Source organism: Streptomyces sp. NPDC006458 (assembly GCF_040612135.1).
In the GTDB taxonomy this organism is placed as follows: domain Bacteria; phylum Actinomycetota; class Actinomycetes; order Streptomycetales; family Streptomycetaceae; genus Streptomyces.
The window spans coordinates 23,973-48,333 of the sequence record NZ_JBEXPR010000005.1 but is presented as its reverse complement, the minus strand read 5'-3'; the positions used below and the strand labels follow the sequence as shown (position 1 = coordinate 48,333).

Here is a 24,361-nt window from a genome sequence, read left to right as displayed (position 1 = left end):
GCCCGCACCCGTGTGACGCCGGTGGGGAACCGCGGACCGTCGGTGACGGGTCGCGCGGTTCCCCACGCCCCTCGGGGAGGCGTTACGCCAGGCCGGCGACCAGCTCGGCGACGCTCTTGCGGCGGCCGGTGAAGAAGGGCACCTCTTCACGGACGTGCAGCCGCGCCTCGGAGGCCCGCAGGTGACGCATGAGGTCGACGATGCGGTACAGCTCGTCCGCCTCGAAGGCCAGCAGCCACTCGTAGTCCCCCAGGGAGAACGAGGCGACCGTGTTGGCGCGCACGTCGGGGTAGCCGCGGGCCATCTTGCCGTGGTCGGCGAGCATGCGGCGGCGGTCCTCCTCGGGCAGGAGGTACCAGTCGTAGGAGCGCACGAAGGGGTAGACGCTGACGTAGTTGCGCGGCGTCTCGTCGGCGAGGAACGCCGGGATGTGCGAACGGTTGAACTCGGCGGGGCGGTGCAGCGCCATGTTCGACCACACCGGCTTCAGGGAGCGGCCGAGCCTGGTACGGCGGAAGAGGTTGTACGCCTCCTGGAGCTGGTCGGCGGTCTCGGCGTGCCACCAGATCATGAGGTCGGCGTCGGCGCGCAGGCCGGAGACGTCGTAGGTGCCGCGGACGGTGACGTCCTTGGCGGCGAGCTGGTCGAACAGCTCCTGGACCTCTTCGGCGTAGCCCGCGCGGTCCTCGGGCAGCACGTCCTTCAGCTGGAAGACGGACCACAGGGTGTAGCGGATGACCTCGTTGAGGTCCCTGGCCAGCTTGCCCTTGTTCGGGATCCGGTCGGGGCCGGTGGTGGGGGCGTCGTCACTCATGGTCCTTATTCTCCCGCTCCGCCGTGGAGACTCTGCACCGGGGCGGCCGTCAGCTCCCGTACGGCGGTGAGGTCGCCGTCCAGCTGGTCCACGGCCGCATAGGCGCTCGCGATGCAGGCCGGGACGCCGGCGCCGTCGTAGGCCGCTCCGCACACGGCCAGTGCGGGCAGCGCGGCGACGTGCTCGCGGATGCGGGCCACGCGCGCGTGGTGCCCGACCGGGTACTGGGGCAGGCCGTCCGTCCAGCGGGTGACGCGGGTGTCGAGCGGGGTGGCGTCCAGTCCGGTCGCCTCACGCAGGTCGTGCCGGGAGACGTCGACGAGGGCGGCGTCGGGGCGGTCGAGGATCTCCGTCTCGCGGTGCCGGCCGACGGAGGTGCGCAGCACGACCACGTCCGGGTTCTCCGCGTCGATCCAGCCCCACTTGCGGGAGGCGAAGGTGGAGGCCTTGATGGTGCGGCCGTCGACGTGCGGGACGAGGAAGCCACTGCCCTCGGGCAGGCGCGCGTCCGTGCGGCGGTAGGCGAGGGTGACCAGGGCCATCGAGGCGTACTCGACAGCGGTCAGCTCGGCCGCGGCGGCGGGGGCCTCGGCGCGCAGCAGCGCAGCGGCGGCGGGCGCGGGGGCGGCGACGACGACTCCGTCCGCGTGCAGCACGCGGTCGGCGGTGACGACGCGCCAGCCGGACGGCTCACGGCGCAGTTCCGTCACGCGCGCGTGGGTGAGGATCTCGCCGCCGCGCGCGCGTACCGACTCGGCGACCGCGAGGGGCAGCCGGCCCACGCCCCCGGCGATGCCCAGGAACACCGGACCGCTCTGCTGCGCGGCGGCCGCCTGGGCCTGGATCTCGCGGACGGCCCCGGTCAGCGAGGTGTGCCGCTGGACGGCCTGGAACAGCTGGGGGACGGCCGAGCGCATCGAGATGCGGTAGGCGTCGCCCGCGTACACCCCGCCCAGCAGGGGTTCGACGAGCCGGTCGACGACCTCGCGGCCGAGGCGGGCGGCGACGAACACGCCGACCGCCACGTCGTCGCCGGTCTCGGTGCGGGGCAGTTCGGCGTCGGCCTCGATGCGCTTGAGGCCCTCGTCGGACAGGACGCCGGCCAGGGCGGCGGCGGTGCCGGGGACGCCCATGACATGGCCCTTGGGCATGGGGCGCAGCGCGCCGCGGGTCCAGAGCGAGGCGGTGGCGGTGGCGGGCGGCTGGAGGCTGTCGGCGAGGCCGGTCTCGCGGGCGAGGGCGACCGCCTCGGGGCGGCGGGCCAGCAGCGACTCGGCGCCGAGGTCCACGCGCGCGCCCGCGATCTCGCCGGGCAGCAGCTTGCCGCCGACCCGGTCGGAGGCCTCCAGCACGGTCACCGCCGAGCCTCGGGCGAGCAGCCGGTGGGCGGCGGCCAGCCCGGCGATACCGGCCCCGATGACGATGACATGCCTGTTCCGCGTGCCTTGTGCGCTCATGCCCCTACCTTCTCATCCGCCACCGACACCCCGGCCGGGACCTCCGGACCCGCCGAAGGTCCCCCGTCGGGCCCGTCCCCGGGGGCCCCGTGGCCCGGCCGAGTCCCGACCGTGATCGCATCGGAACCGGTCCGGGCGAACGGGAGCGGTGGGCCGGGCGTCAAAAGAGCGTCAGTGGTCATCGGCCCCGGGGGGTACACCCATGCACGCACGTTCCGCACGAACCACGCAGGTCCTCGCGGGGGTCCTGCTCGCCACGGCCCTGGCGCTGACCGGGTGCAGCGGCGGGTCCGACTCGGCCGGGTCGACCTCCGACGCCGCCAAGCTGCAGGCCGAGCCCGCCCAGGGCGTCGGGCAGGGCCCCGCGAACGCCGACGCCGCGAACGGCACCACGGCGGCTCCCGCGCCCCGGGCCGTGAGCGGCATCATCCGCACGGCCTCGCTGACCGTGCAGGTCAAGGACGTGCCGAAGGCCCTGGACGAGGCCCGTACGGTCGCCGAGGGCGCGGGCGGCTATGTGGGCCGGGAGACCACCACCCGTGACCCCGGGGGCCACGAGCGCACCCGTGTGGTGCTGCGGGTGCCCGTCGCGGCCTACGCGGAGGTGCTCGACGACCTGGAGGGTTCGGGGAAGCTGCTGGAGCGCACCGCGCGGGCGGAGGACGTCACCGACCAGATCGTCGACGTCGAGAGCCGCATCAGCACGCAGCGGGCCAGCGTGGCCCGTATCCGGGAGCTGATGGACCGGGCCACCCGGCTCACCGATGTGGTGCAGTTGGAGGGCGAGCTGAGCGCCCGCCAGTCCGACCTGGAGGCGCTGCTGGCCCAGCAGGCGTCCCTGAAGGACCGTACGAGCCTCGCGACGATCACGGTGTCGCTGAGCGAGACACCGGTGGAGCGGGCCGCCGAGGACGACGACCCGGGCTTCGTCGACGCCCTGTCGGGCGGCTGGGACGCGTTCCTGACGACCCTGCGGTGGATCGCCCTGGTGCTGGGGGCGGTGCTGCCGTTCGCGGCGGCGCTGGGTCTGCTGACGCTGCTGTGGCTGCGGGTCGTACGGCCCCGGCTGCCCCGCCGGGCGGAGCCCGCGCCGACGGCCGCGGTGCCCGGCGCGCTGCCGGCGTTCGGCATGCCGCGTCCCGCGGCCGGGGAGCGGCCGGGCGAGGGCGGCGCGACGGGCAGGGCGACTGGAGGGGCGACGGGAGGGGACGGGCAGGACTGAAATGCCGTGGCCCCGTAGCGTGTTCGCATGACCTTGAACGGTGGCACGGGGAACGCGGGCAGGCGCCTGGTCGTGATCGGCGGTGACGCCGCGGGCATGTCCGCGGCGTCCCAGGCGCGCCGGCTGAGGGGCCCGGACGAGCTGGAGGTCGTGGCGTTCGAGCGCGGCCACTTCACCTCCTACTCGGCGTGCGGGATCCCCTACTGGGTGGGCGGCGACGTGACCCACCGGGACGAGCTGATCGCCCGCTCCCCCGAGGAGCACCACGCGCGCGGGATCGATCTGCGCCTGCGCACCGAGGTCGTGGAGATCGACGTGGCGGGGCAGCGGGTACGCGCGCGTGACCTCGATTCCGGGGCCGAGTCCTGGACGTCGTACGACGATCTGGTGATCGCCACGGGCGCCCGGCCCGTCCGCCCGGACATGCCGGGAGCCGACGCGCCGGGTGTGCACGGGGTGCAGACCCTGGACGACGGGCAGTCGCTGCTGGACACGCTGGAGCACGCGAACGGGCGGCGGGCGGTGGTGGTCGGCGCCGGGTACATCGGCGTGGAGATGGCCGAGGCGCTGATCAACCGCAAGTTCGAGGTGACGGTCGTCAACCGGGGCGGCGAACCGATGTCCACGCTCGACCCGGACATGGGCCGCCTGGTGCACCGGGCGATGACCGGCCTGGGCATCACCATGGTCGACGACGCCGAGGTCACCGGGTTCCCGACCGGCGACGACGGCCGGGTCCGCGCGGTGACCACCGCCGACGCCGAGTATCCGGCCGACGTGGTGGTCCTGGGCATCGGCGTGCGCCCGGAGACGGCCCTCGCCCGCGCGGCCGGACTCCCGCTGGGCGAGCACGGCGGACTGCTCACCGACCTCGCGATGCGGGTGCGCGGCCACCGGAACATCTGGGCGGGCGGCGACTGCGTGGAGGTCCTCGACCTCGTCTCCGGCCGGGAGCGCCATATCGCCCTGGGCACCCACGCCAACAAGCACGGCCAGGTCATCGGCACCAACGTCGGCGGCGGTTACGCCACCTTCCCCGGTGTGGTCGGCACGGCGGTCAGCAAGGTCTGCGACCTGGAGATCGCCCGCACGGGCCTGCGGGAGAAGGACGCCCTGCGGGCGGGTCTGCGGTTCGAGACGGTCACGATCGAGTCCACCAGCCGCGCGGGGTACTACCCGGGCGCCTCCCCCATGACCGTCAAGATGCTCGCCGAATGCCGCACGGGCCGTCTGCTCGGCGTCCAGATCGTTGGCCGGGAGGGCGCCGCCAAGCGCGTCGACATCGCCGCCGTGGCCCTGACCGCGCGGATGACGGTGGACCAGATGACGGCCCTGGACCTGGGCTACGCCCCGCCCTTCAGCCCGGTGTGGGACCCGGTCCTGGTGGCGGCGCGCAAGGCGGCCGAGAAGGTACGCCAGAGCACGAGGTGAGCCCGGCCCGACGGCGGACCCGGGCGATGCCCGCCAAGGGGCGCGGGGAACCGCGCGAACGGCCACGAAGGTGCCGCAGCCGAAGAACCCACCACGGCGGCCCGGTGGAGCGCCTACGCGGAGCCGGTTAGCCGCGGCAGCGTGGACACCGTCGTCGGCTCGGCCGGCTTCGCGTGCGTGGCCGCCGCGGGCCGCGAGCGGAGCCGGTGGCTGACGGCCTCGTCCAGGGTCACCGGCCGCTGCGTCTGCGTGGCCAGCCGGCCGGCCTCCTGGCCCAGCCGGGCCACGTCCTCCCAGGGCAACCGCACCACCAGAGCGATCTCGGCCTCGCCGTCGGGCAGGGCGTGCATCGTGGGACTGACTCGCTCGTTCATCGCCATGCCGAGTCATACGCACGCACACGCGGCCGTGTTCACCGATTCACCGTCCGGATCCAGGGCAGAAGTCCACCGTGGTCATCCCCGTCCATGACGTGAACCCGGTGCGCCGCACCCCCTATGTGACGTACGCCCTGATCGCCGCGAACGTCCTCGTGTTCCTCTACATGCCCTTCCGCGGCGGGAGCCTGGCCGACACCTGCGGCATGCAGGCGTTCCTGGACCACTACGCGGTGGTCCCGCAGGAACTGATCCACCATCGGATGCCGCGGCTGGTGCCGACCGGGGACGTCGGCGTGGGCGCACAGGGCACGGGCTGTGTGATCGCGCCGCCGGGCTACGACAAGTCGCCGGAGCTGAGCGTGCTGACGGCGATGTTCCTGCACGGCGGTCTGCTGCATCTGCTGGGCAACATGCTGTTCCTGATGATCTTCGGGAACAACATAGAGGACCGCATGGGCCACGTGCGCTTCGCGCTCTTCTACGCCGTCTGCGGCTACGCGGCCACCTACGGCTTCGCGGTGCTCAACGCCGGCTCGGCCGAACCGCTGATCGGCGCGTCGGGGGCGATCGCCGGGGTGCTGGGGGCCTATCTCGTGCTGTATCCGAGGGCCCGGGTCTGGGTCCTCGTGCCCTTTCTGATCTTCCTGCCGCTGAGGCTGCCGGCCTGGATCGTGCTGGGCTTCTGGTTCGCGCTCCAGGCCGTGTACTCCTCCGGCGAGGGAGTCGAGGGCACCGCCACGGTGGCGTACGCGGCGCACATCGTCGGCTTCCTGGCGGGCATGCTGCTGGCCTGGCCGCTGCGGCCGGGCACCCCGCCGCCCCCGCAGCCGCGCGGCCTGCTGTTCGGCAGGAACGCCCGGCCCCGGCAGACCTGGTGAGGCCCCGGGCAGGCTGTCAGCGGGCCGTGCGGGTGTGGACGTAGTCCACCAGGCGGGTGAGCGCGTCGGGGTCTGTGGACGGCATGACGCCGTGGCCGAGGTTGAAGACGTGACCCTCCAGACTCGCGGCCGAGTCGAGGACCTCCTGGGCCTTGGTCTCGACGGCCTCGCGCGTGGCGAACAGGACCGTCGGGTCGAGGTTGCCCTGGAGCGCCTTGCCGGGGCCGACGCGGCGGGCGGCCTCGTCGAGACGCACACGCCAGTCGACGCCCACGACGTCCGCGCCGGCCTCGCCCATCAGGCCGAGCAGTTCACCGGTGCCGACACCGAAGTGGATGCGCGGGACGCCGTAGGACTCGACGGCCCGGAAGACCTTCGCCGAGGCGGGCAGCACGGAGCGCCGGTAGTCGGCGGGGGCGAGGGCGCCGGCCCAGGAGTCGAAGAGCTGGACGGCGCTGGCGCCCGCCTCGATCTGGACCTTCAGGAACCCTGCGGTGATGTCCGCGAGGCGGTCGAGCAGGTCGGCCCAGAGCTCGGGGTCGCCGAACATCATCGCCTTGGCGTTCTCGTAGGTCCGCGACGGACCGCCCTCGACGAGGTAGCTCGCGAGAGTGAACGGGGCTCCGGCGAAACCGATCAGCGGGGTGCCGCCGAGCTCGCCGGTGAGCAGGCCGATCGCCTCGGTGACGTAGGAGACGTCCTCGGGCGTGAGGTCGCGCAGCTGGGCGAGGTCCGCGCGGGTGCGGATGGGGCGCTCGACGACCGGGCCGACACCGGGCTTGATGTCGAGGTCGATGCCGATGGCCTTGAGCGGGACGACGATGTCGCTGAAGTAGATCGCCGCGTCGACTCCGTGCCGGCGGACCGGCTGGAGCGTGATCTCGGTGACCAGGTCGGGGCGCATGCAGGAGTCGAGCATCCCGATGCCCTCGCGGACCTTGCGGTACTCCGGCAGCGAGCGGCCGGCCTGCCGCATGAACCACACCGGCGTGTGCGGCACGGGTTCACGCCTGCACGCCTTCAGGAAGGCGGAGTCGTAGGTGGCTGTCGGCTGCTGGCCCGCAGGGCTTCCGTTGGCACTCACGACGGAAAGTCTCCCACGGCCCCGGAGCGGACACGGCCCCGCCCGGACGCCGGGGGCGGCCCTCGCCGCACCCGAGGTGACCAGCCGCGCCCCGGCCGGGTGTCTTGCCCTGCGCGCGGGCCCCGTTCCCCTTACTCTTCCCCGCATGGCTGCGGCTCAGGGACGACTGTCGGACGACGCTGGCGGAATGGACGAGGCGAAGGGGACCGAGGAGGCGGAGCGGCATACGGGCGGAGCGGCACCGCCGCCTTTCCGGGCCGCCGTCGACGCGCTGCGGGCGGCCCGGCTGCGCCCGCAGATCGAGGTGGAGCCGACCCCGGCCCCCCGGCGCCTGGCCCCGTTCGCGTACGCGCTGGAGGCCACCGTCGTGGACGGCGACCAGGACCTGGCGGACGGACGGCTGGTGCTGCTGCACGACCCTGCCGGGCACGACGCCTGGCGCGGCACGTTCCGCCTGGTGACGCTGGTGCGCGCGGAGCTGGAGCCGGAGATGGCGGCCGATCCGCTGCTGCCGGACGTGTGCTGGACCTGGCTGACGGGCGCGCTCCAGGCGCGTGGGCTGACGTACGGCGAGCCGAGCGGCACGGTCACCCGGGCGAGTTCCCATCACTTCGGGGGGCTGTCGGCACGCCCGGCCACCTCGCAGATCGAGATCCGGGCGTCGTGGACGCCGCGGGAGGGCCTGGGCGGGGTTCCGGACACGGGGGCGCATCTGGCGTCCTGGTGCGATCTGCTGGCGCAGGTCGCGGGGCTGCCGCCGGCCGGTCCGGGCGACGCGTCGGTGGTGACCCTGCCGCAGCGGCGCGGTCCGCAGTCGCGCTGACCGGCCCGTCCGGCCGTCGCACGGCCGCCCCCGGCCCGCGCCGACCGTTCGATCGGGCCGTCGTATGGCCGTCTCTTTGTCGATACGGCCACTTTCAATCAGGAGTGGTCGATCGAACGAACCGATTTGGTCACCGAACGATCGATCGCCTGTCCGAATTGCACTAATTGTTACTCACTAGATCGTGATCATTCTCTAAAGGGCACCGGGTTTGATGCCGAAGACGACTGTGACCTTGATAGCCGTCCCGCACCCCAGGAGGCCCGGTGTCCGTTCTTCTTGAGCAGCCCGCAAGCCTGGTCGCCTACCGTCCGAACAAGCCCACCGCAATGGTCGTCGTCGCCGATCCCCGCGTCCGCTCCACCGTCACCCGCCATCTGTGGGCGCTCGGTGTGCGCGACGTGATCGAGGCGTCGTCCGTCGCCGAGGCCCGTCCCCGTATCGGCAATCCCCGCGACATCTGCGTCGCCGACGTCCACCTGCCCGACGGCTCCGGCCTGACACTGCTCTCCGAGACCCGCGCCGCGGGCTGGCCCAACGGCCTCGCCCTGTCGGCGGCCGACGACATCGGCGCCGTGCGCAACGCCCTCGCGGGCGGTGTGAAGGGCTACGTCGTCACCGGCACCCGCACCAACGTCGGGCTCCCCACCCGGCCCGGCGCCGCCCCCATCGGCGCCGCCGCAGCCCGGCTCCACCGCCGCCCCCCGGGTGCCCCGAGCCACCCGGGCGGCTACCGCGAGCTGTCGGGCCGTGAGGTCGAGGTACTGCGCCTGGTCGCCGAGGGGCAGTCGAACAAGGCGATCGGCGTCTCGATGGGGCTGTCCGCCCTGACCGTCAAGAGCCACCTCGCCCGCATCGCCCGCAAGCTCGGCACGGGCGACCGCGCCGGGATGGTGGCGGTGGCCCTGCGCACCGGAATCATCCACTGACCCGACCGCCCCGCACGGACCCGACCGGACCGGCCGCCGGCCCCCGATCCCGTCCGTCCCTACCTCCTGAGCCGAAGTGAACCCGTCGTTTCCCCGACCTGACTGGTTTACGACCCCTGGGTGCCCGTCGACGGAACGTTCCGTCGGCGGGCGCCGTGCATGCATGGATACCCTTGACAGGTGACCGACGCCCAAGAGACCGCAGCAGCCACATCACTGCGCACCACCGGAGGCGCCCCTCCGGAAGACGACGGATCTTCTGCTGCCGGGGCGCCGATCCCTCTGCTCGAACCCCGTGAGGGCATTCCGCCCGTCGTCGCCGACGACGCCGCCCTCGCCGAGGTGATCGCCCGCTTCGCGGCCGGCTCCGGCCCCGTCGCCGTCGACGCCGAGCGCGCCTCCGGCTACCGCTACGGCCAGCGCGCCTACCTCGTGCAGCTGCGCCGCCAGGGCGCCGGAACCGCACTCGTCGACCCCGTGGCCTGCCCCGACCTTTCCGGGCTGGGCGAGGCCCTGCCCGGCGTCGAGTGGGTGCTGCACGCCGCCACCCAGGATCTGCCCTGTCTGCGCGAGATAGGCATGGTCCCCGAGCGCCTGTTCGACACCGAGCTGGCCGGTCGACTGGCCGGGTTCCCGCGCGTCGGCCTGGGCGCGATGGTCGAGTCGGTCCTCGGCTACGTCCTGGAGAAGGGCCACTCCGCCGTCGACTGGTCCACCCGCCCCCTGCCCGAGCCCTGGCTGCGCTACGCCGCCCTGGACGTGGAGCTGCTGGTCGACCTGCGCGACGCGCTGGAGAAGGAGCTGGACCGGCAGGGCAAGCTGGAGTGGGCCCACGAGGAGTTCGACGCGATCGCGACCGCTCCGCCGCCCGAGCCGCGCAAGGACCCCTGGCGCCGTACATCCGGGATGCACAAGGTCCGGCGGCGCCGGCAGCTGGCCGTCGTACGGGAGATGTGGCAGACCCGGGACCGGATCGCGCAGCGGCGGGACGTCTCGCCCGGCAAGGTGCTGTCCGACACGGCCATCGTGGAGGCCGCGCTGGCGGTCCCGGCCGACACGCACGTCCTGGCCACGCTCAACGGCTTCGGGCACCGGATGGGACGGCGGCAGCTGGACCAGTGGCAGGCCGCGGTCGACCGCGCCAAGGCGCTGACCGAGTCCCAGTTGCCGCAGCAGGGGCAGTCCGTCGCCGGGCCCCCGCCGCCGCGCGCCTGGGCCGACAAGGACCCCGTCGCCGCCGCCCGGCTGTCGGCGGCCCGGACCGCCGTGACCGCGCTCGCCGAGCGGCTCACCATGCCGCAGGAGAACCTGATCGCCCCCGACACCGTGCGGCGGATCTGCTGGGAGCCGCCGAAGGCGGTCGACGCCGAGTCGGTCGCGGCCGCGCTGGTCGGGTACGGGGCGCGGCCCTGGCAGGTGGCGCAGGTGACGCCGGCGCTCGTGGAGGCGCTGTCCGTCTCCGACTGAGGGCCGGCGTCCGGATCGCGTGGGCCTCATACAGGGGGGCACAAGTGGAACAGCGGCGTCGAGATCAGGCCAAGATCCTCGCAAGCGCGGGGAGGAGCGCGGTGTGACGTTCGCCGCTCCCCCCTCCAGGGCTGTGCAGCTACGTTACTCGTAAGTAGCATGTGTCTGAGCGCGCGCTCAGTGCATGCGTGTCGCAGCAGTGCCATCCCGCACCCTGGAGGAGAGCCATCGTGCCTCGTACCGCTAGGGACGTCGTTTTCGTCGACGGCGTCCGCACCCCGTTCGGCAAGGCGGGCCCGAAGGGCATCTACCACGAGACCCGGGCCGACGACCTGGTCGTGAAGGCGATCCGGGAGCTGCTGCGCCGCAACCCCGGGCTGGACCCCAAGAAGATCGACGAGGTCGCCATCGCCGCGACCACGCAGATCGGTGACCAGGGTCTGACGCTGGGCCGCACCGCGGGCATCCTCGCGGGCCTGCCGCAGTCCGTGCCGGGCTACTCCATCGACCGTATGTGCGCCGGCGCGCTGACCGCCGTGACGACGACGGCCGGTTCCATCGCCTTCGGCGCCTACGACGCCGTCATCGCCGGTGGTGTCGAGCACATGGGCCGCCACCCCATGGGCGAGGGCGTCGACCCGAACCCGCGCTTCGTGTCGGAGAAGCTCGTCGACGAGTCCGCCCTGTTCATGGGCATGACCGCCGAGAACCTGCACGACCGCTACCCGGCCATCACCAGGCAGCGCGCCGACGAATACGCCGTGCGCTCGCAGGAGAAGGCCGCCAAGGCGTACGCCGACGGCAAGATCCAGCAGGACCTGGTGCCGGTCTCGGTGCGCCGCACCGACCCCGAGGCCGGCGAGACCGGCTGGGGCCTGGTCACGGCCGACGAGCCGATGCGCCCGGGTACGACCCTGGAGAACCTGCAGGGCCTCAAGACCCCGTTCCGCGTCCACGGCCGGGTCACCGCCGGCAACGCGGCCGGCCTGAACGACGGCGCCACCGCCTCGATCATCGCCAGCGAGGACTTCGCCCGCGAGAACAACCTGCCGGTCAAGATGCGCCTGGTCTCCTACGCCTTCGCCGGCGTCGAGCCCGAGGTCATGGGCTACGGCCCGATCCCGGCCACGGAGAAGGCGCTCGCCCAGGCGGGCCTGTCCATCTCCGACATCGGTCTCTTCGAGATCAACGAGGCCTTCGCCGTCCAGGTCCTGGCCTTCCTGGAGCACTACGGAATCGCCGACGACGACGCGCGCGTCAACCAGTACGGCGGCGCCATCGCCTACGGCCACCCGCTGGCCTCCTCCGGCGTCCGTCTGATGACGCAGCTGGCCCGCCAGTTCGAGGAGCAGCCGCACGTCCGCTACGGCCTGAACACCATGTGTGTCGGCTTCGGCATGGGCGCGACCGTCATCTGGGAGAACCCGCACTTCGAGGGGGACAAGTGAGCACCACCGCTGAGCTTCTGAAGGGCGCGGCCGAGCTGTTCCCCGACGAGGTCGTGACGTCCGCGCACGTCCGTCACCTCGACCTGCCGTCCGGCGCCGGGCGCTTCGCCCTGATCACGCTGGACAACGGCTTCGACCACACCAAGCCGACCACCTTCGGCCCGGCCTCGCTGGCGAACCTGGGCGTCGCCATCGACCAGGTCGAGAAGGAGGCCGCGGACGGCGGCATCGTCGGCGTCGGCATCACCGGCAAGCCGTTCATCTTCGCGGTCGGCGCCGACCTCAAGGGCGTCGAGCTGCTGAAGAGGCACGAGGAGGCCCTGGCCATCGGCAAGGGCGGCCACGACGTCTTCAAGCGCCTGGCCGGCCTGACCGTACCGACCTTCGCGTACTACAACGGTGCCGCCATGGGCGGTGGCGTCGAGGTCGGTCTGCACTGCTCCTACCGGACCGTGTCGAAGGCCCTGCCGGCCTTCTCGCTGCCCGAGGTCTTCCTCGGCCTGGTCCCCGGCTGGGGCGGCTGCACCATCCTGCCGAACCTGATCGGTGCCGAGAAGGCCGTCTCGGTGATCATCGAGAACAGCCTCAGCCAGAACAAGCAGCTCAAGGGCAAGCAGGTCTTCGAGCTGGGCATCGCCGACGCCCTGTTCGAGGGTGCCGACTTCCTGGAGCAGTCCCTGATCTGGACGGCGTCCGTGCTCAACGGCGACGTCGAGGTCGAGCGCCCGGTCATCGACCGCGGCGAGGCCTGGGACCAGGCCGTCGCCAAGGGCCGCTTCATCGCGGACTCCAAGGTGCACGGCGCCGCCCCGGCCGCCTACCGCGCCCTGGACATCATCGAGGCGTCCAAGGACGGCGACCTGCAGAAGGGCTTCGACGCCGAGGACCAGGCCCTCGCGGACCTGATCATGGGCGGCGAGCTGCGCTCCGGAATCTACGCCTTCAACCTGGTGCAGAAGCGCGGCAAGCGCCCCGCCGGTGCCCCGGACAAGAGCCTGGCGCGCCCGGTCACCAAGGTCGGCGTCGTCGGCGCCGGTCTGATGGCCTCCCAGCTCGCGCTGCTGTTCCTGCGCCGCCTGGAGGTGCCGGTCGTGCTGACCGACATCGACCAGGAGCGCGTCGACAAGGGTGTGGGCTACGTCCACGCCGAGATCGACAAGCTGCTCGGCAAGGGCCGCATCAACCAGGACAAGGCCAACCGTCTCAAGGCGCTGGTCACCGGTGTCCTGGACAAGGCCGAGGGCTTCGCCGACGCGGACTTCATCATCGAAGCCGTGTTCGAGGAGATGACGGTCAAGCAGAAGGTGTTCGCGGAGGTCGAGGCGGTCGCCCCGGCGCACGCGATCCTCGCCACCAACACCTCCTCGCTGTCGGTGTCGGAGATGGCCTCCAAGCTCCAGCACCCGGAGCGCGTGGTCGGCTTCCACTTCTTCAACCCGGTCGCGATCCTCCCGCTGCTGGAGATCGTCCGCGGCGAGCAGACCGACGACGCCTCGCTGGCCACGGCCTTCGGCGTCGCCAAGAAGCTGAAGAAGACCGCGGTGCTGACGAAGGACGCCCCGGCGTTCGTCGTGAACCGCATCCTGACCCGCTTCATGGGCGAGATCCAGAACGTCATCGACGAGGGCACCCCGGTCGCCGTCGCCGAGAAGGGCGTCGAGCCCCTCGGTCTGCCGATGTCGCCGCTGGTCCTGCTGGAGCTGGTCGGTCCCGCGATCGGCCTGCACGTCTCGGAGACCCTCAACCGGGCCTTCCCCGAGCGCTTCACGGTCTCCCCGAACCTCAAGGCGGTCGTCGAGGCCGGCAAGCGCGGCTTCTACGTCTACGACTCCGGCAAGCCGGAGCTGGACCCCGAGGTCGCCGCGCTGCTCAAGCAGGGCGATGTCGTCCTGACCGAGGAGCAGGTGCGCGACCGCGTGCTCGACGCGGTGGCCCAGGAGATCGGGCTCATGCTCGACGAGGGCGTCGTCGCCGAGGCCCAGGACATCGACCTCTGCCTGATCACCGGCGCGGGCTGGCCCTTCCACCTGGGCGGCATCACGCCGTACCTGGACCGTGAGGGCGTCAGCGAGCGCGTCAACGGCAAGCGGTTCCTTGAGCCGGGCGTGGCGAGCGTCCCCGCGTGACGCCTCCGCTGTGAACGCCGGTGCCCCGTACACCTGGGTGGGTGTGCGGGGCACCGGCGTTCGTGAGTAGGGCGCTGTGCTGTGTGCGGGTGCGGGCCGTCCCGTGGCTGGTCGCGCGGTTCCCCGCGTCCCTCATGGGGCGCCGCACTCCTGCCACGGTTCCAGGGCCAGGCCCGGTTCCTCCTTGCGGCGGGTCACCCGGAGGGTGCCGTCGGGGGTGAGGCTCGCGGCGGTCACGCGGCCCGTGCCGTCCACCGCCAGCGCCACGCGCGTGCCCGGCGGCAGTCGGGGGCCGGACTCCGTCCACCACAGGCCCGCCGTCTCCCGCTCGGTCGGGTAGGCGGCGAAGGCGACCCTGCCGGACGCCGAGTGCTGGGCGAGCACGGTGCAGTCGTGGCCGTCGATGTCGCAGCGCAGCAGGGCCACCGGAGCCGGCCCGGCCGCGGCCAGCAGCGGGGCCGGCTCACCGCCCTCCCGCCAGGCGTACAGCATGCCGTCGGGGGCGGCGTAGAACAGGGTGGTGTGCTCCTTGGAGGTGGGCAGCGCGGCCAGCGTGCCCGGCTCCAGGCCGACGGTCAGCGCCTCGGCCGCCACCGGACGGCCGCCCGGCTCCTGCTGGAGCCAGCGCAGGACGCCCGTGGGGCTGCCGGCGTACACCTCGATCCGGCCCGACTCCCCCGTGACCGCGACGACTTGGTCGTGCACCTTGGAGCCGCGCAGGTCGTGCCAGGTGTTCCAGCCGCCGCGCTCCTTCTGGTTGACGGTGTGCACGCCCTTGCCGCGGTTGCGCACGAAGACGTAGGCGCGGCCCTCGGCGTCGACCGCGACGGCGGGCTCCCCGGTGCGGTCGCCCTGCTTGTTGGGATGGCCGACCGGGACCCAGTCCAACGGGGCGAGCAGGGGCTGGAAGTGCGTGGAGTGCACCAGCCCCGCCTCACCCGGACGAGTGGGCCGCCAGGCGACCAGATGGGCGTATCCGTCGGGGCCCTGACCCACCGTGAACCCCGCGTGCAGCTTCTGGTCGCCGCCGGCCCTGCGGGGTGCCTCCCAGGAACCGCCCGGGGCCAGCTCGGCGCGGCACAGGACCGCGTCGTCGGAGGGGAGATAGACACTCAGACGGCCGTCACGGCCGCGTATGAGCCAGTTGCCGTTCACTGCGCGGACCATGGACACGGGGTCACTCTAATCGGATGGCCGGGGTCCGCCCGCCCAGGGGCCGTGGGACGCTGAGGACATGAGTGACCCGTTGCTGGTGATCGTCGATGCCGCGAATGTGGTCGGATCCGTGCCGGACGGGTGGTGGCGGGACCGGCGGGGGGCCGCGGAGCGGCTGCGGGACCGGCTGGCGGCCGACGGGGTGCCGGGGCGGCCCGAGCCGTTGGAGATCGTGCTCGTGGTGGAGGGAGCCGCCCGGGGGGTGTCGTCCGTGCCCGGGGTTCGCGTGGAGTCCGCGACCGGCAGCGGGGACGACCGGATGGTGGAGCTGGTCGCCTCGGCCCGTGGGCGGTCCTGCCTCGTCGTGACCGCCGACCGGGAACTGCGCCGCCGCGTGGGCGAGCTGGGGGCCGAGGTGGTGGGGCCGCGTTCGGTGCGTTCGGCCCGGGACTGAGCCCGTCCGGACGGGGGCGCGGGGCTGGGGTGCCAGTCCACGTGCCCCGTCAGTGGTGTCGCGGCTGCGAGCGGCCCGTGGCTGGTCGCGCCGACGCGGCGGAGCCGCAGATCGACTCAGCCTCTCGCCCCCTTGAGCGGCGTTGCCGTCAGGCCTCTCCCGAGCCCGAGCCCGGCCCCGCGGCCGACTCCTGCTGGCGGCCCAGGCGGCTGTGCGAGCGGCCGTAGAGGAAGTAGACGACGAAGCCGACGACCATCCAGCCGGCGAAACGGAGCCAGGTCTCGGTCGGGAGGTTGAGCATCAGCCAGAAGGAGGCGAGGACCGAGAGGATCGGCAGGAACGGAACCCAGGGCGTGCGGAAGGAACGGGGCAGGTCGGGGCGGGTGCGGCGGAGGATGATCACACCGATGGCGACGACGACGAAGGCGAACAGGGTGCCGATGTTGACCAGTTCGGCGAGTTCGCTCAGCGGGGTGAAGCCGGCCACGATCGCGATGATCACGCCGAGCAGGATGGTCGGCCGGTGCGGGGTCTTGAACCGCGGGTGGACGCGGGAGAAGAAGCGGGGCAGCAGTCCGTCGCGGCTCATGGCGAAGAAGACCCGGGTCTGGCCGAGGAGCAGGATCATGCAGACCGTGGTGAGGCCGACGGCGGCGCCGAAGCTGATGAAGCCCGCGAACCAGGGGTGCCCGGTGGCCTTGAAGGCGTCGGCGAGCGGGGCCGTGACCGACAGCTCGGTGTAGTTCTGCATGCCCGTCACGACGATCGACACGGCGACGTAGAGGGCGGTGCAGATGAACAGGGAGCCGAGGATGCCGCGGGGCATGTCGCGCTGCGGGTTGCGGGTCTCCTCGGCGGCGGTGGCGACGACGTCGAAGCCGATGAAGGCGAAGAAGACGACGGAGGCGGCGGTGAAGATGCCCATCACACCGAAGTTGGAGGGGGCCCAGCCGAACATCAGCTGGATCAGCGGGGCCTGCAGGCTCTCGCCGGCCGGCACCTCCTGGGAATCCGGCACGAACGGGTCGTAATTGTTGCCGTCGATGAGGAAGGCACCCGCGATGATCACAGTGAGCACGACCGTCACCTTGATGGCGACGACGACCGACGTGACGCGCGCGGAGAGCTTGGTGCCGATCACGAGGATCGCGGTGAGCACCAGGACGAGCGCGGCGGCGAGGATGTCGAAGCCGAAGCCGTCGGCGCCGTCGCGGGTGCCGAGCGCGTCGGGCAGATGCCAGCCCGCGTTGTCGAGCAGGGAGGCGATGTAGCCGGACCAGCCGACGGCCACCACCGCCGTGCCGAGCGCGAACTCCAGGACGAGGTCCCAGCCGATGATCCAGGCGGGCAGTTCGCCGAGGGATGAGTAGGAGAAGGTGTAGGCCGAGCCGGCCACCGGGACGGTGGAGGCGAACTCGGCGTAGCAGAGCGCGGCGAGGGCACAGACGACACCCGCCGCGACGAACGCCAGGGCCACCGCGGGCCCCGCGTTGTTCTTGGCCACCGTGCCGGTCAGGACGAAGATGCCGGTGCCGATGATCACGCCGACGCCGAAGACCGTGAGGTCCAGGGCGGACAGGGACTTCTTGAGTGCGTGCTCCGGTTCCTCCGTGTCGAGGATGGACTGCTCGACGTTCTTCGTCCGGAAGAGGGTACTGCTCACGGGCTTACCTCCCACTTGTCGTCCCCGACATGATCGAGAGGGGGTGCACTCCGTATGCCCCGGCACGAGCGCCTTCACGCGAACGGGCCGGTTTCACCACTCTCACAGTGGCGAGAACCGGCCCATCCGGGTGCATGCGGTCAGTCGCGCGCGGGTTCCACCTCGACGGCGGTCGCCTGGTCGTACCTGCCGTCGAGCCGGGCGACGAGGCCGGTGACCTGACGGGCGATGTCGGGCGCGGTCAGGCCGATCTCGGTGAGGACCTCACCGCGGGAGGCGTGGTCGAGGAAGCGCGGCGGGATGCCGAAGTCGCGCAGCGGCACGTCCACGCCCGCGTCGCGCAGGGCCTGGGCGACGGCCGAGCCGACGCCGCCGACGCGGGAGTTGTCCTCGACGGTGACGACCACGCGGTGGCGGTCGGCGAGCGGGGCCATGGCCTCGTCGACGGGCTTGACCCAGCGCGGGTCGACGACGGTGGTGGTGATGCCCTGCTTGTCGAGCAGGCCGGCGATCTCCAGGCACATCGGCGCGAGGGCGCCGACGGAGACCAGCAGCACGTCCGGCGTGTCGGTGCCGGGCTCGCGCAGCACGTCCATGCCGCCCACCCGGCCCAGGGCCGGCACGGCGGGGCCGACGGCGCCCTTGGAGAAGCGGACGACGGTCGGCGCGTCCTCGACCTGGACGGCCTCGCGGAGCTGGGCGCGGACCTGGTCGGCGTCGCGCGGGGCGGCGAGCCGCAGGCCGGGGACGACCTGGAGGATCGACATGTCCCACATGCCGTTGTGGGAGGCGCCGTCGGTGCCGGTGACGCCGGCCCGGTCCAGGACGAAGGTCACCCCGCACTTGTGCAGGGCGACGTCCATGAGGACCTGGTCGAAGGCCCGGTTGAGGAAGGTGGCGTACACGGCGAACACGGGGTGCACACCGGCGTGGGCCAGGCCCGCCGCGGAGACGGCGCCGTGCTGCTCGGCGATGCCGACGTCGTAGACCCGGTCGGGGAAGCGCTTGGCGAAGCGGTCCAGGCCCACCGGCTGGAGCATCGCCGCGGTGATGGCGACCAGGTCCTCGCGCTCCTCGCCGAGCTTGACCATCTCGTCGCCGAACACGGACGTCCAGTCGGCGCCGGAGGAGGCGATGGGCAGTCCGGTGTCGGGGTGGATCTTGCCGACGGCGTGGAAGCGGTCGGCCTCGTCCTGGAGGGCGGGCTGGTAGCCGCGGCCCTTCTCGGTGAGGCAGTGCACGATGACCGGCCCGGCGAACCGCTTGGCGCGGGCCAGCGCCGACTCCAGGGCCTCGATGTCGTGGCCGTCGATCGGGCCGATGTACTTCAGGCCCAGGTCCTCGAAGAGGCCCTGCGGGGCGATGAAGTCCTTCAGGCCCTTCTTGGCGCCGTGCAGCGTGTCGTAGAGCGGCTTTCCGAGGACCGGGGTGCGCTCCAGCAGGTCCTTGGTGCGGGCCAGGAAACGCTCGTAGCCCTCGGTGGTGCGCAGGGTCGCCAGGTGGTTGGCGAGGCCGCCGATCGTGGGGGCGTAGGAACGCTCGTTGTCGTTGACGACGATGACCAGCGGGCGGTCCTTGGCGTCGGCGATGTTGTTCAGCGCCTCCCAGGCCATGCCGCCGGTGAGCGCCCCGTCGCCGATGACGGCGACGACGTGGCTGTCGCGCTTCATCAGCTCGTTGGCCTTGGCAATGCCGTCGGCCCAGCCCAGCACCGTGGAGGCGTGGCTGTTCTCGATGACGTCGTGCTCGGACTCCGCCTGCGAGGGGTAGCCGGACAGGCCGCCCTTCATCTTCAGCCTGGAGAAGTCCTGCCGGCCGGTGAGCAGCTTGTGGACGTAGGACTGGTGGCCGGTGTCCCAGAGCACCTTGTCCTTCGGCGAGTGGAAGACCCGGTGCAGGGCGATGGTCAGCTCCACCACACCGAGGTTGGGGCCGAGGTGGCCGCCGGTCTTGGACACCGCGTCCACCAGGAAGGTCCGGATCTCCTCAGCCAGCTGGTCCAGCTGCTCCAGGCTGAGCCGGTCCAGATCGCGCGGTCCCGTGATGCGGGTCAGCAGCGGCACCCGTGCCTCCTTGCAGTAGAGCTGATCGAGCTGTTGCCGGGTTGTCGAGTCTAATGTTCCGCCCGGCCGCGTGGTTCCCGGCCCGCGCTTCATAGATCACACAAACGGCTCTACTCATGGACACGGCGCAGGGGAAAACGCCCGAAGGGGCGCGGGGGACTGCGCGACAAGCCACTCGAAGGAGCGACAGTCGCCAGTCCGCCCGCGCCCCGACGGCGCGAAGGCGCTGGGTCAGGCTCGACCGGCGGTCTTCTGGGTCTTGCGGGTGATGGAGTCGATGACGACCGTGGTGAGCAGAACACCGGCGGTGATCATGTACTTCACCGGCTCGTCGATGGACTCCAGCTGGAGGCCGTACTGGATCGAGACGATGACCAGCACACCGAGCAGCGCGTTCCAGGTGCGGCCCCGGCCACCGAACAGCGAGGTACCACCGATCACGGCGGCGGCGATCGCGTTCATCAGCAGGTCACCGGTACCGGCGGACTGGTTCGCGGAGGCGATCTTCGAGGCCAGGAACAGACCGCCGATGGCGGCGAAACCACCGGAGATCGCGAACACCGAGATCCGGACCGCGGTGACGTTGATGCCCGCACGCCGGGAGGCCTCGACGCTGCCACCGAGCGCGAAGATCTTGCGGCCGTACGCCGTACGACGCAGCAGGAAGTCGGTCGTCACCAGGAAGACCAGGAAGATCACCGTGGCCAGCGGCAGGCCCTTGTACTGGTTGTACATGGCCGCCGCGGCGAAGGCGACGACCGCCAGCAGACCGGTCCGCAGCAGGGTGTCGCTCAGCGGACGGAAGGGGATGCCCACCGACTCGCGGCGGCGGTTGCCGAGGAAGGAGGAGAGGAAGAACACCCCGGTCACGACGGCGGCCAGGCCGTACGCGGCGGCGACGTCGCTGAAGTAGTACGTGGTCAGCTTGCCGATGAAGCCGTCGCTGGCGAGGTTGATCGTGCCGTTCTCGCCCAGCGTCTGGAGCATGAAGCCGAGCCAGAACAGCAGGCCCGCCAGAGTGACGGCGAAGGCCGGGGCGCCGAGGACCGCGAAGAAGAAGCCGTGCGTGGCACCGATGGCCGCGCCCGCGGCGACGGCGAACAGCACGGCCGCCCACTCGGGCCAGCCCTGGTTGACCGCCAGGACTGCCGCGATGGCGCTGGCCGCGCCGCTGACCGAGCCGACCGACAGGTCGATCTCGCCGAGCAGCAGCACGAAGACGATGCCGACCGAGATCATTCCCGTGCCGACCATCGTGATGGTGATGTTGTTCAGGTTCTCCGCGGAGAGGAACGCCGAGTTCAGGCTCTGGAAGACGACGCAGATGACGACCAGGCCGAGGATGACGGGCAGCGAGCCCAGCTCACCGGCCTTCATCTTGCGCTTGAACTCACCGACGTAGCCGGCCAGGCCCTGCTCCTGCACCAGCAGACGCGGGTCGACGGCCACGTCCGAGCCGAAGGCCGCCTCGGGGTTCTCCACCTGCGGAGTCGTTTCTGCCGCGGAGGTCTTGTCGATGCTCACTTGGAAACCTCCCCACTCGTGCGCGCCGCACGGCGGGTCACGGCGTTGTCGGTGGCGCCGGTGATGGCGGAGATGATCTCCTCCTGCGAGGTCGTCTTGACCTCGAAGACACCGTTGTTGCGGCCGAGGCGCAGTACGGCCACCTTGTCGGCGACCGCCTTGACGTCGGCCATGTTGTGGCTGACGAGCACGACGGCGTGGCCGCGCTCGCGCAGCCGCTCGACGAGGTCGAGGACCTGGGCGGTCTGTTCCACACCGAGGGCGGCGGTGGGCTCGTCGAGGATGACCAGCTTCGGCTCGCCGAGCATGGACCGGGCGATGGCCACGGTCTGGCGCTGGCCGCCGGAGAGCGAGGCGATCGGGATACGCACACTGGGGATGCGGATCGAGAGGGTCTTCAGCAGTTCGAGGGAGCGGCGCTCCATCTCGACCTCGTCCAGGACGCCGCGCTTGCTCTCCTCGCGACCGAGGAAGAGGTTGCCGACGACATCGATGTTGTCGCACAGCGCGAGGTCCTGGTAGACCGTCGCGATTCCCAGGGACTGGGCGTCGTGCGGCCGGTTGATCGAAACGGCCTTGCCCTCCCACTCGATGACGCCCTCATCGATGGGATGCACGCCGGCGATCGTCTTGACCAGCGTGGACTTTCCGGCGCCGTTGTCGCCCACCAGGGCGACCACCTCACCGGCGTGGACCTCGAGCTCTACGTCGGTGAGCGCCTGGACGGCACCGAATCGCTTGGAGACCCCGCGCAACGCCAGAACAGGCGTAGCGGACACGTGAACCATCTCCTTCGCCGCCTGACCCGGCGGAAGGTAGTGCAGAAAGTTGGGGGGTGGGCGCAGGGAGACCCTGCGCGGTGTTCCGTCCGGCGCCCCGCGCGAGCTTGCGGGGCTGTGTGTGAGCGGGGCGCCGGAGGAGCCTTGGAGGCGGGCCGTCCGGGTCAGGGAACTCAACGCTGGGTTCCCGTACCTGTGAGGACCTGCCGGGGGTGTTACTTGATACCGGCCTCGTCGCACGCGGCCTTGTACTTGCCGGTGCAGATCTCGGCGGCGGTGTAGACGCCGTCCTTGATCACAGTGTCGTTGATGTTGTCCACGGTCAGCGAGGTGACGGGGACCAGGATGGACGGAACGTCCTTGGCGCTTTCGCTGGAGACCTTGTCCTTGGCGACGGTGCCCAGGTCCTCACCCTTGGCGAGCGCGACGGCCATCGCCGCGGCGGCCTCGGCCTCGGGGGCGTACGGCTTGTAGACGCTCATGAACTGCTCACCGGCGACGATGCGCTGCACGGCCGCGAGCTCGGCGTCCTGGCCGGTGACCGGGATGCCGCCGATGCCGGCCGCGTTCAGGGCGGTGATGATGCCGCCCGCCATGCCGTCGTTGGCGGAGTAGACGCCGACGATCTTGTCCTTGCCGAGCGCCGAGATGGCCGCCTCCATGTTGGAGTTGGCGTTCTCCGGCTTCCACTCCTTGGTGTCGTACTCCTTGCCGATCGTCACCTTGCCGTCGAGGACGGAGTGCGCGCCCTCCTTGAACTGGGCGGCGTTCGGGTCGGTGACGGAGCCGTTCATCATGACGATCTGGCCGCTCTTGGCCTTGTCGCCCAGCGCCGCGAGGAGCGCCTCGCCCTGGGTCTTGCCGACCTGGACGTTGTCGAACGACGTGTAGGCGCTGATCGGGCCCTCGGCGAGGCGGTCGTAGGCCACGACCTTGATGCCGGCGTCCACGGCCTTCTGGACCGAGTTCTTGATCGCCTTGGCGTCGACGGCGTCCAGGATGAGGACGTCCACCTTGTTGGTGATCATGGTGTCGACCTGCTGCGCCTGCAGGTTGGCGTCCTGCTTGGCGTTGTTGTAGTCGATCGTCGCCTTGCCGTCCGTCAGCTCCTTGATGTTCTGCTCGATCAGCGGGCGGTCGAACTTCTCGTAGCGGGCGGTCTGGTTCTCCGGGAGGAGAAGACCGACCTTGATGTCGTCACCCTTGGTGGCCGACTGCGAAGAGTCGCTGCCGCTGTCGGCGTTGTCCGCGCTGCCACAGGCGGCGAGGGATACGGCCATCGCACTGGCGGCGAGAGCCACGGCGGCACGACGCATACGCGTGTTCATTCAGAAACCTCCCTGACGAGGCCGCGTCGTTGCGGCCGAGGTGGCTGGAAGTCAACTCGGCCGCACGTGCGACGTCAAGAAGTAAATCCTTAACGAGATGGCAACGGTGCCATCCGTTCTCTAAGTGAAGGCAGGCGTGGCCGATGGCAGCGTGCCGTCCAAAAGGGTCGAATCACCCACCTCGCTGAGGGCGAGAGCGAGCGCCCCGAGCACCTCCGCACGGCCACCAAGTGCCCCCGGGAGAACGGACAGCTGGCGCGCCGCGCTGGGGATGGCGTAGCGGCCGACGGACTCCCTGATCGGCCCGAGAACGAGTTCCCCGGCCTCGGCGAGATCACCGCCCAGGACGACCCGGCTCGGGTTCAGCAGATTGCAGAGATTGGCGACTCCACTGCCGATGTGTCGGCCGACGTCGGCGATCACCCGACGGCAGCCCGGATCTCCGTCCCTGGCCAGCCGCACGACGTCTTCCATGGTGAGGTCGGTACCGTGACTGGGCTGGAGGAGCGGCAGTACGTAGCGTGCCGCCGCGAAGGTCTCCAGGCAGCCGCGATTGCCGCAGCGGCAGACCGGGCCGGATTCATCAAGTGTAATATGTCCGATTTCCCCCGCAGTGCCGCCAGGCCCGCGATAGATTTTCCCGTTGATCACGAGACCGGATCCGACACCGCTGGAAACCTTGATGTAGGCCATGTCCCGCACGCCCTTGCCGGCCCCCCAGACGAGTTCTCCGAGGGCGCCGAGGTTGGCGTCGTTGTCGACGTGCACGGGTACACCCAGACGGCCGCGCAGCTCCTCCGCGGGGCGCGTACCGCTCCAGCCGGGCAGAATGGCGGTGGAGCCGAGCTGGCCGGACTTCACGTCGATCGGGCCGGGTACACCGAGACCCACACCGGCGATCTTGGACCGGTCCACGCCGGTGACCGTGACCAGGCGGCCGACCAGCTCCTCCGCCCGGTCGAAGCCCTGCGCGGCGGACGCGTCCACGTCCAGCGGCTCGGACTCCTCGGCCAGCACCTGATGGGCCAGATTGCCCAGTGCCACCCGGAGGTGGGTATGCCCGAAGTCAATGCCTATGACGATGCCGGCGTCCCCGCTCAGACTGACGCTGCGGGCCCTGCGGCCCCCGGCCGAGGTCGGTGTGACCTCGACGGTTCCGCCGTCCTTCAGTTCGCGGACGATATTGGAGACCGTCGCCGCGGACAGGCCCGTGGTCCGCGCGATCTCCGCCTGTGTCAGGGATCCCGCCAGCCGGACGGCTCGGACCACCCGCTCCAGGTTGGCTCGGTGCAGCGACGACTGCGACCCCGGAGTCTCCACGACGACCTCCTGCGCG

Annotated in this window: 20 protein-coding genes; 9 read left to right on the top strand and 11 right to left on the bottom strand. The window is 71.4% G+C overall.

All coding sequences use genetic code 11. From position 1 onward, the window contains the following. Positions 1–82 precede the first annotated feature (82 nt). Together hemQ and hemG are read right to left on the bottom strand one after the other, a co-directional pair. Positions 83–814 carry a hydrogen peroxide-dependent heme synthase gene (gene hemQ / locus ABZZ79_RS08390; protein WP_356687809.1) on the bottom strand — a complete coding sequence of 244 codons (732 nt, stop codon included), beginning with the start codon at positions 812–814 and terminating at the stop codon, positions 83–85. A gap of 5 nt (positions 815–819) precedes the next feature. Then, positions 820–2,271, bottom strand: a complete 1,452-nt coding sequence (gene hemG, locus ABZZ79_RS08385) for a protoporphyrinogen oxidase (protein ID WP_356687807.1) — start codon at positions 2,269–2,271, stop codon at positions 820–822. Between the two features lie 202 nt (positions 2,272–2,473). On the opposite strand from hemG, the gene ABZZ79_RS08380 reads away from it, so the two are divergent. After that, positions 2,474–3,493 (top strand): DUF4349 domain-containing protein, encoded by a 1,020-nt coding sequence (locus tag ABZZ79_RS08380; RefSeq protein WP_356687805.1) that lies wholly within the window; start codon positions 2,474–2,476, stop codon positions 3,491–3,493. Positions 3,494–3,520: 27 nt separating this feature from the next. Beyond that, the gene (locus ABZZ79_RS08375) at positions 3,521–4,924 is read left to right on the top strand and encodes an FAD-dependent oxidoreductase (protein WP_356687803.1); all 1,404 of its coding nucleotides are present in this window, start codon (positions 3,521–3,523) and stop codon (positions 4,922–4,924) included. A 113-nt stretch (positions 4,925–5,037) separates the two neighbouring features. On the opposite strand, the gene ABZZ79_RS08370 is transcribed toward ABZZ79_RS08375, so the two are convergent. Continuing rightward, complete coding sequence (locus ABZZ79_RS08370) at positions 5,038–5,304, bottom strand: hypothetical protein (protein ID WP_356687801.1); 267 nt, start codon at positions 5,302–5,304, stop codon at positions 5,038–5,040. Between the two features lie 71 nt (positions 5,305–5,375). Here ABZZ79_RS08370 and ABZZ79_RS08365 point away from each other — a divergent pair, with 71 nt between their 5' ends. Then, positions 5,376–6,182 carry a rhomboid family intramembrane serine protease gene (locus tag ABZZ79_RS08365; protein WP_356687799.1) on the top strand — a complete coding sequence of 269 codons (807 nt, stop codon included), beginning with the start codon at positions 5,376–5,378 and terminating at the stop codon, positions 6,180–6,182. A gap of 16 nt (positions 6,183–6,198) precedes the next feature. Here the strand turns inward: ABZZ79_RS08365 and hemE are convergent, their stop codons facing one another. Continuing rightward, the gene (hemE, locus tag ABZZ79_RS08360; RefSeq protein WP_356687797.1) at positions 6,199–7,266 is read right to left on the bottom strand and encodes a uroporphyrinogen decarboxylase; all 1,068 of its coding nucleotides are present in this window, start codon (positions 7,264–7,266) and stop codon (positions 6,199–6,201) included. Between the two features lie 145 nt (positions 7,267–7,411). Here hemE and ABZZ79_RS08355 point away from each other — a divergent pair, with 145 nt between their 5' ends. From ABZZ79_RS08355 to ABZZ79_RS08335, 5 genes are all read left to right on the top strand, one after another. Beyond that, positions 7,412–8,089, top strand: coding sequence for a DUF3000 domain-containing protein (locus ABZZ79_RS08355; RefSeq protein ID WP_356687795.1), 678 nt, complete (start codon positions 7,412–7,414; stop codon positions 8,087–8,089). Positions 8,090–8,355: 266 nt separating this feature from the next. Then, entirely contained in the window at positions 8,356–9,018 is a 663-nt protein-coding gene (locus ABZZ79_RS08350; RefSeq protein ID WP_003972894.1) for a response regulator transcription factor, read from the top strand. A 180-nt stretch (positions 9,019–9,198) separates the two neighbouring features. Further along, positions 9,199–10,485, top strand: coding sequence for a ribonuclease D (locus ABZZ79_RS08345; RefSeq protein WP_356687793.1), 1,287 nt, complete (start codon positions 9,199–9,201; stop codon positions 10,483–10,485). Positions 10,486–10,715: 230 nt separating this feature from the next. Further along, positions 10,716–11,933 (top strand): acetyl-CoA C-acyltransferase, encoded by a 1,218-nt coding sequence (locus tag ABZZ79_RS08340; protein WP_356687791.1) that lies wholly within the window; start codon positions 10,716–10,718, stop codon positions 11,931–11,933. Beyond that, complete coding sequence (locus tag ABZZ79_RS08335) at positions 11,930–14,059, top strand: 3-hydroxyacyl-CoA dehydrogenase NAD-binding domain-containing protein (RefSeq protein WP_356687789.1); 2,130 nt, start codon at positions 11,930–11,932, stop codon at positions 14,057–14,059. Before ABZZ79_RS08340 ends, ABZZ79_RS08335 begins: the two co-directional genes overlap by 4 nt. A gap of 132 nt (positions 14,060–14,191) precedes the next feature. Here the strand turns inward: ABZZ79_RS08335 and ABZZ79_RS08330 are convergent, their stop codons facing one another. Next, on the bottom strand, positions 14,192–15,214 hold the full coding sequence (locus tag ABZZ79_RS08330) for a hypothetical protein (protein WP_356688264.1): 1,023 nt from the start codon (positions 15,212–15,214) through the stop codon (positions 14,192–14,194). A gap of 79 nt (positions 15,215–15,293) precedes the next feature. On the opposite strand from ABZZ79_RS08330, the gene ABZZ79_RS08325 reads away from it, so the two are divergent. Then, the gene (locus ABZZ79_RS08325) at positions 15,294–15,668 is read left to right on the top strand and encodes an NTP pyrophosphohydrolase (protein ID WP_356687787.1); all 375 of its coding nucleotides are present in this window, start codon (positions 15,294–15,296) and stop codon (positions 15,666–15,668) included. Positions 15,669–15,816: 148 nt separating this feature from the next. Here the strand turns inward: ABZZ79_RS08325 and ABZZ79_RS08320 are convergent, their stop codons facing one another. The 6 genes from ABZZ79_RS08320 to ABZZ79_RS08295 form a co-directional block, all read right to left on the bottom strand. Further along, positions 15,817–17,331 carry an amino acid permease gene (locus ABZZ79_RS08320; RefSeq protein ID WP_356687785.1) on the bottom strand — a complete coding sequence of 505 codons (1,515 nt, stop codon included), beginning with the start codon at positions 17,329–17,331 and terminating at the stop codon, positions 15,817–15,819. Between the two features lie 140 nt (positions 17,332–17,471). After that, on the bottom strand, positions 17,472–19,394 hold the full coding sequence (gene dxs / locus ABZZ79_RS08315; RefSeq protein WP_356687783.1) for a 1-deoxy-D-xylulose-5-phosphate synthase: 1,923 nt from the start codon (positions 19,392–19,394) through the stop codon (positions 17,472–17,474). Positions 19,395–19,625: 231 nt separating this feature from the next. Continuing rightward, positions 19,626–20,918, bottom strand: a complete 1,293-nt coding sequence (locus tag ABZZ79_RS08310; RefSeq protein WP_356687781.1) for a sugar ABC transporter permease — start codon at positions 20,916–20,918, stop codon at positions 19,626–19,628. Further along, positions 20,915–21,706 (bottom strand): ATP-binding cassette domain-containing protein, encoded by a 792-nt coding sequence (locus tag ABZZ79_RS08305; protein ID WP_356687779.1) that lies wholly within the window; start codon positions 21,704–21,706, stop codon positions 20,915–20,917. The genes ABZZ79_RS08310 and ABZZ79_RS08305 overlap by 4 nt, the downstream gene beginning before the upstream one ends. Before the next feature lie 206 nt (positions 21,707–21,912). Then, a complete protein-coding gene (locus ABZZ79_RS08300) occupies positions 21,913–23,025 on the bottom strand; it encodes a substrate-binding domain-containing protein (protein ID WP_356687777.1) in 1,113 nt (370 codons plus the stop codon). 120 nt (positions 23,026–23,145) lie between these two features. Continuing rightward, positions 23,146–24,345 (bottom strand): ROK family transcriptional regulator, encoded by a 1,200-nt coding sequence (locus ABZZ79_RS08295; RefSeq protein ID WP_356687775.1) that lies wholly within the window; start codon positions 24,343–24,345, stop codon positions 23,146–23,148. Positions 24,346–24,361 lie beyond the last annotated feature (16 nt).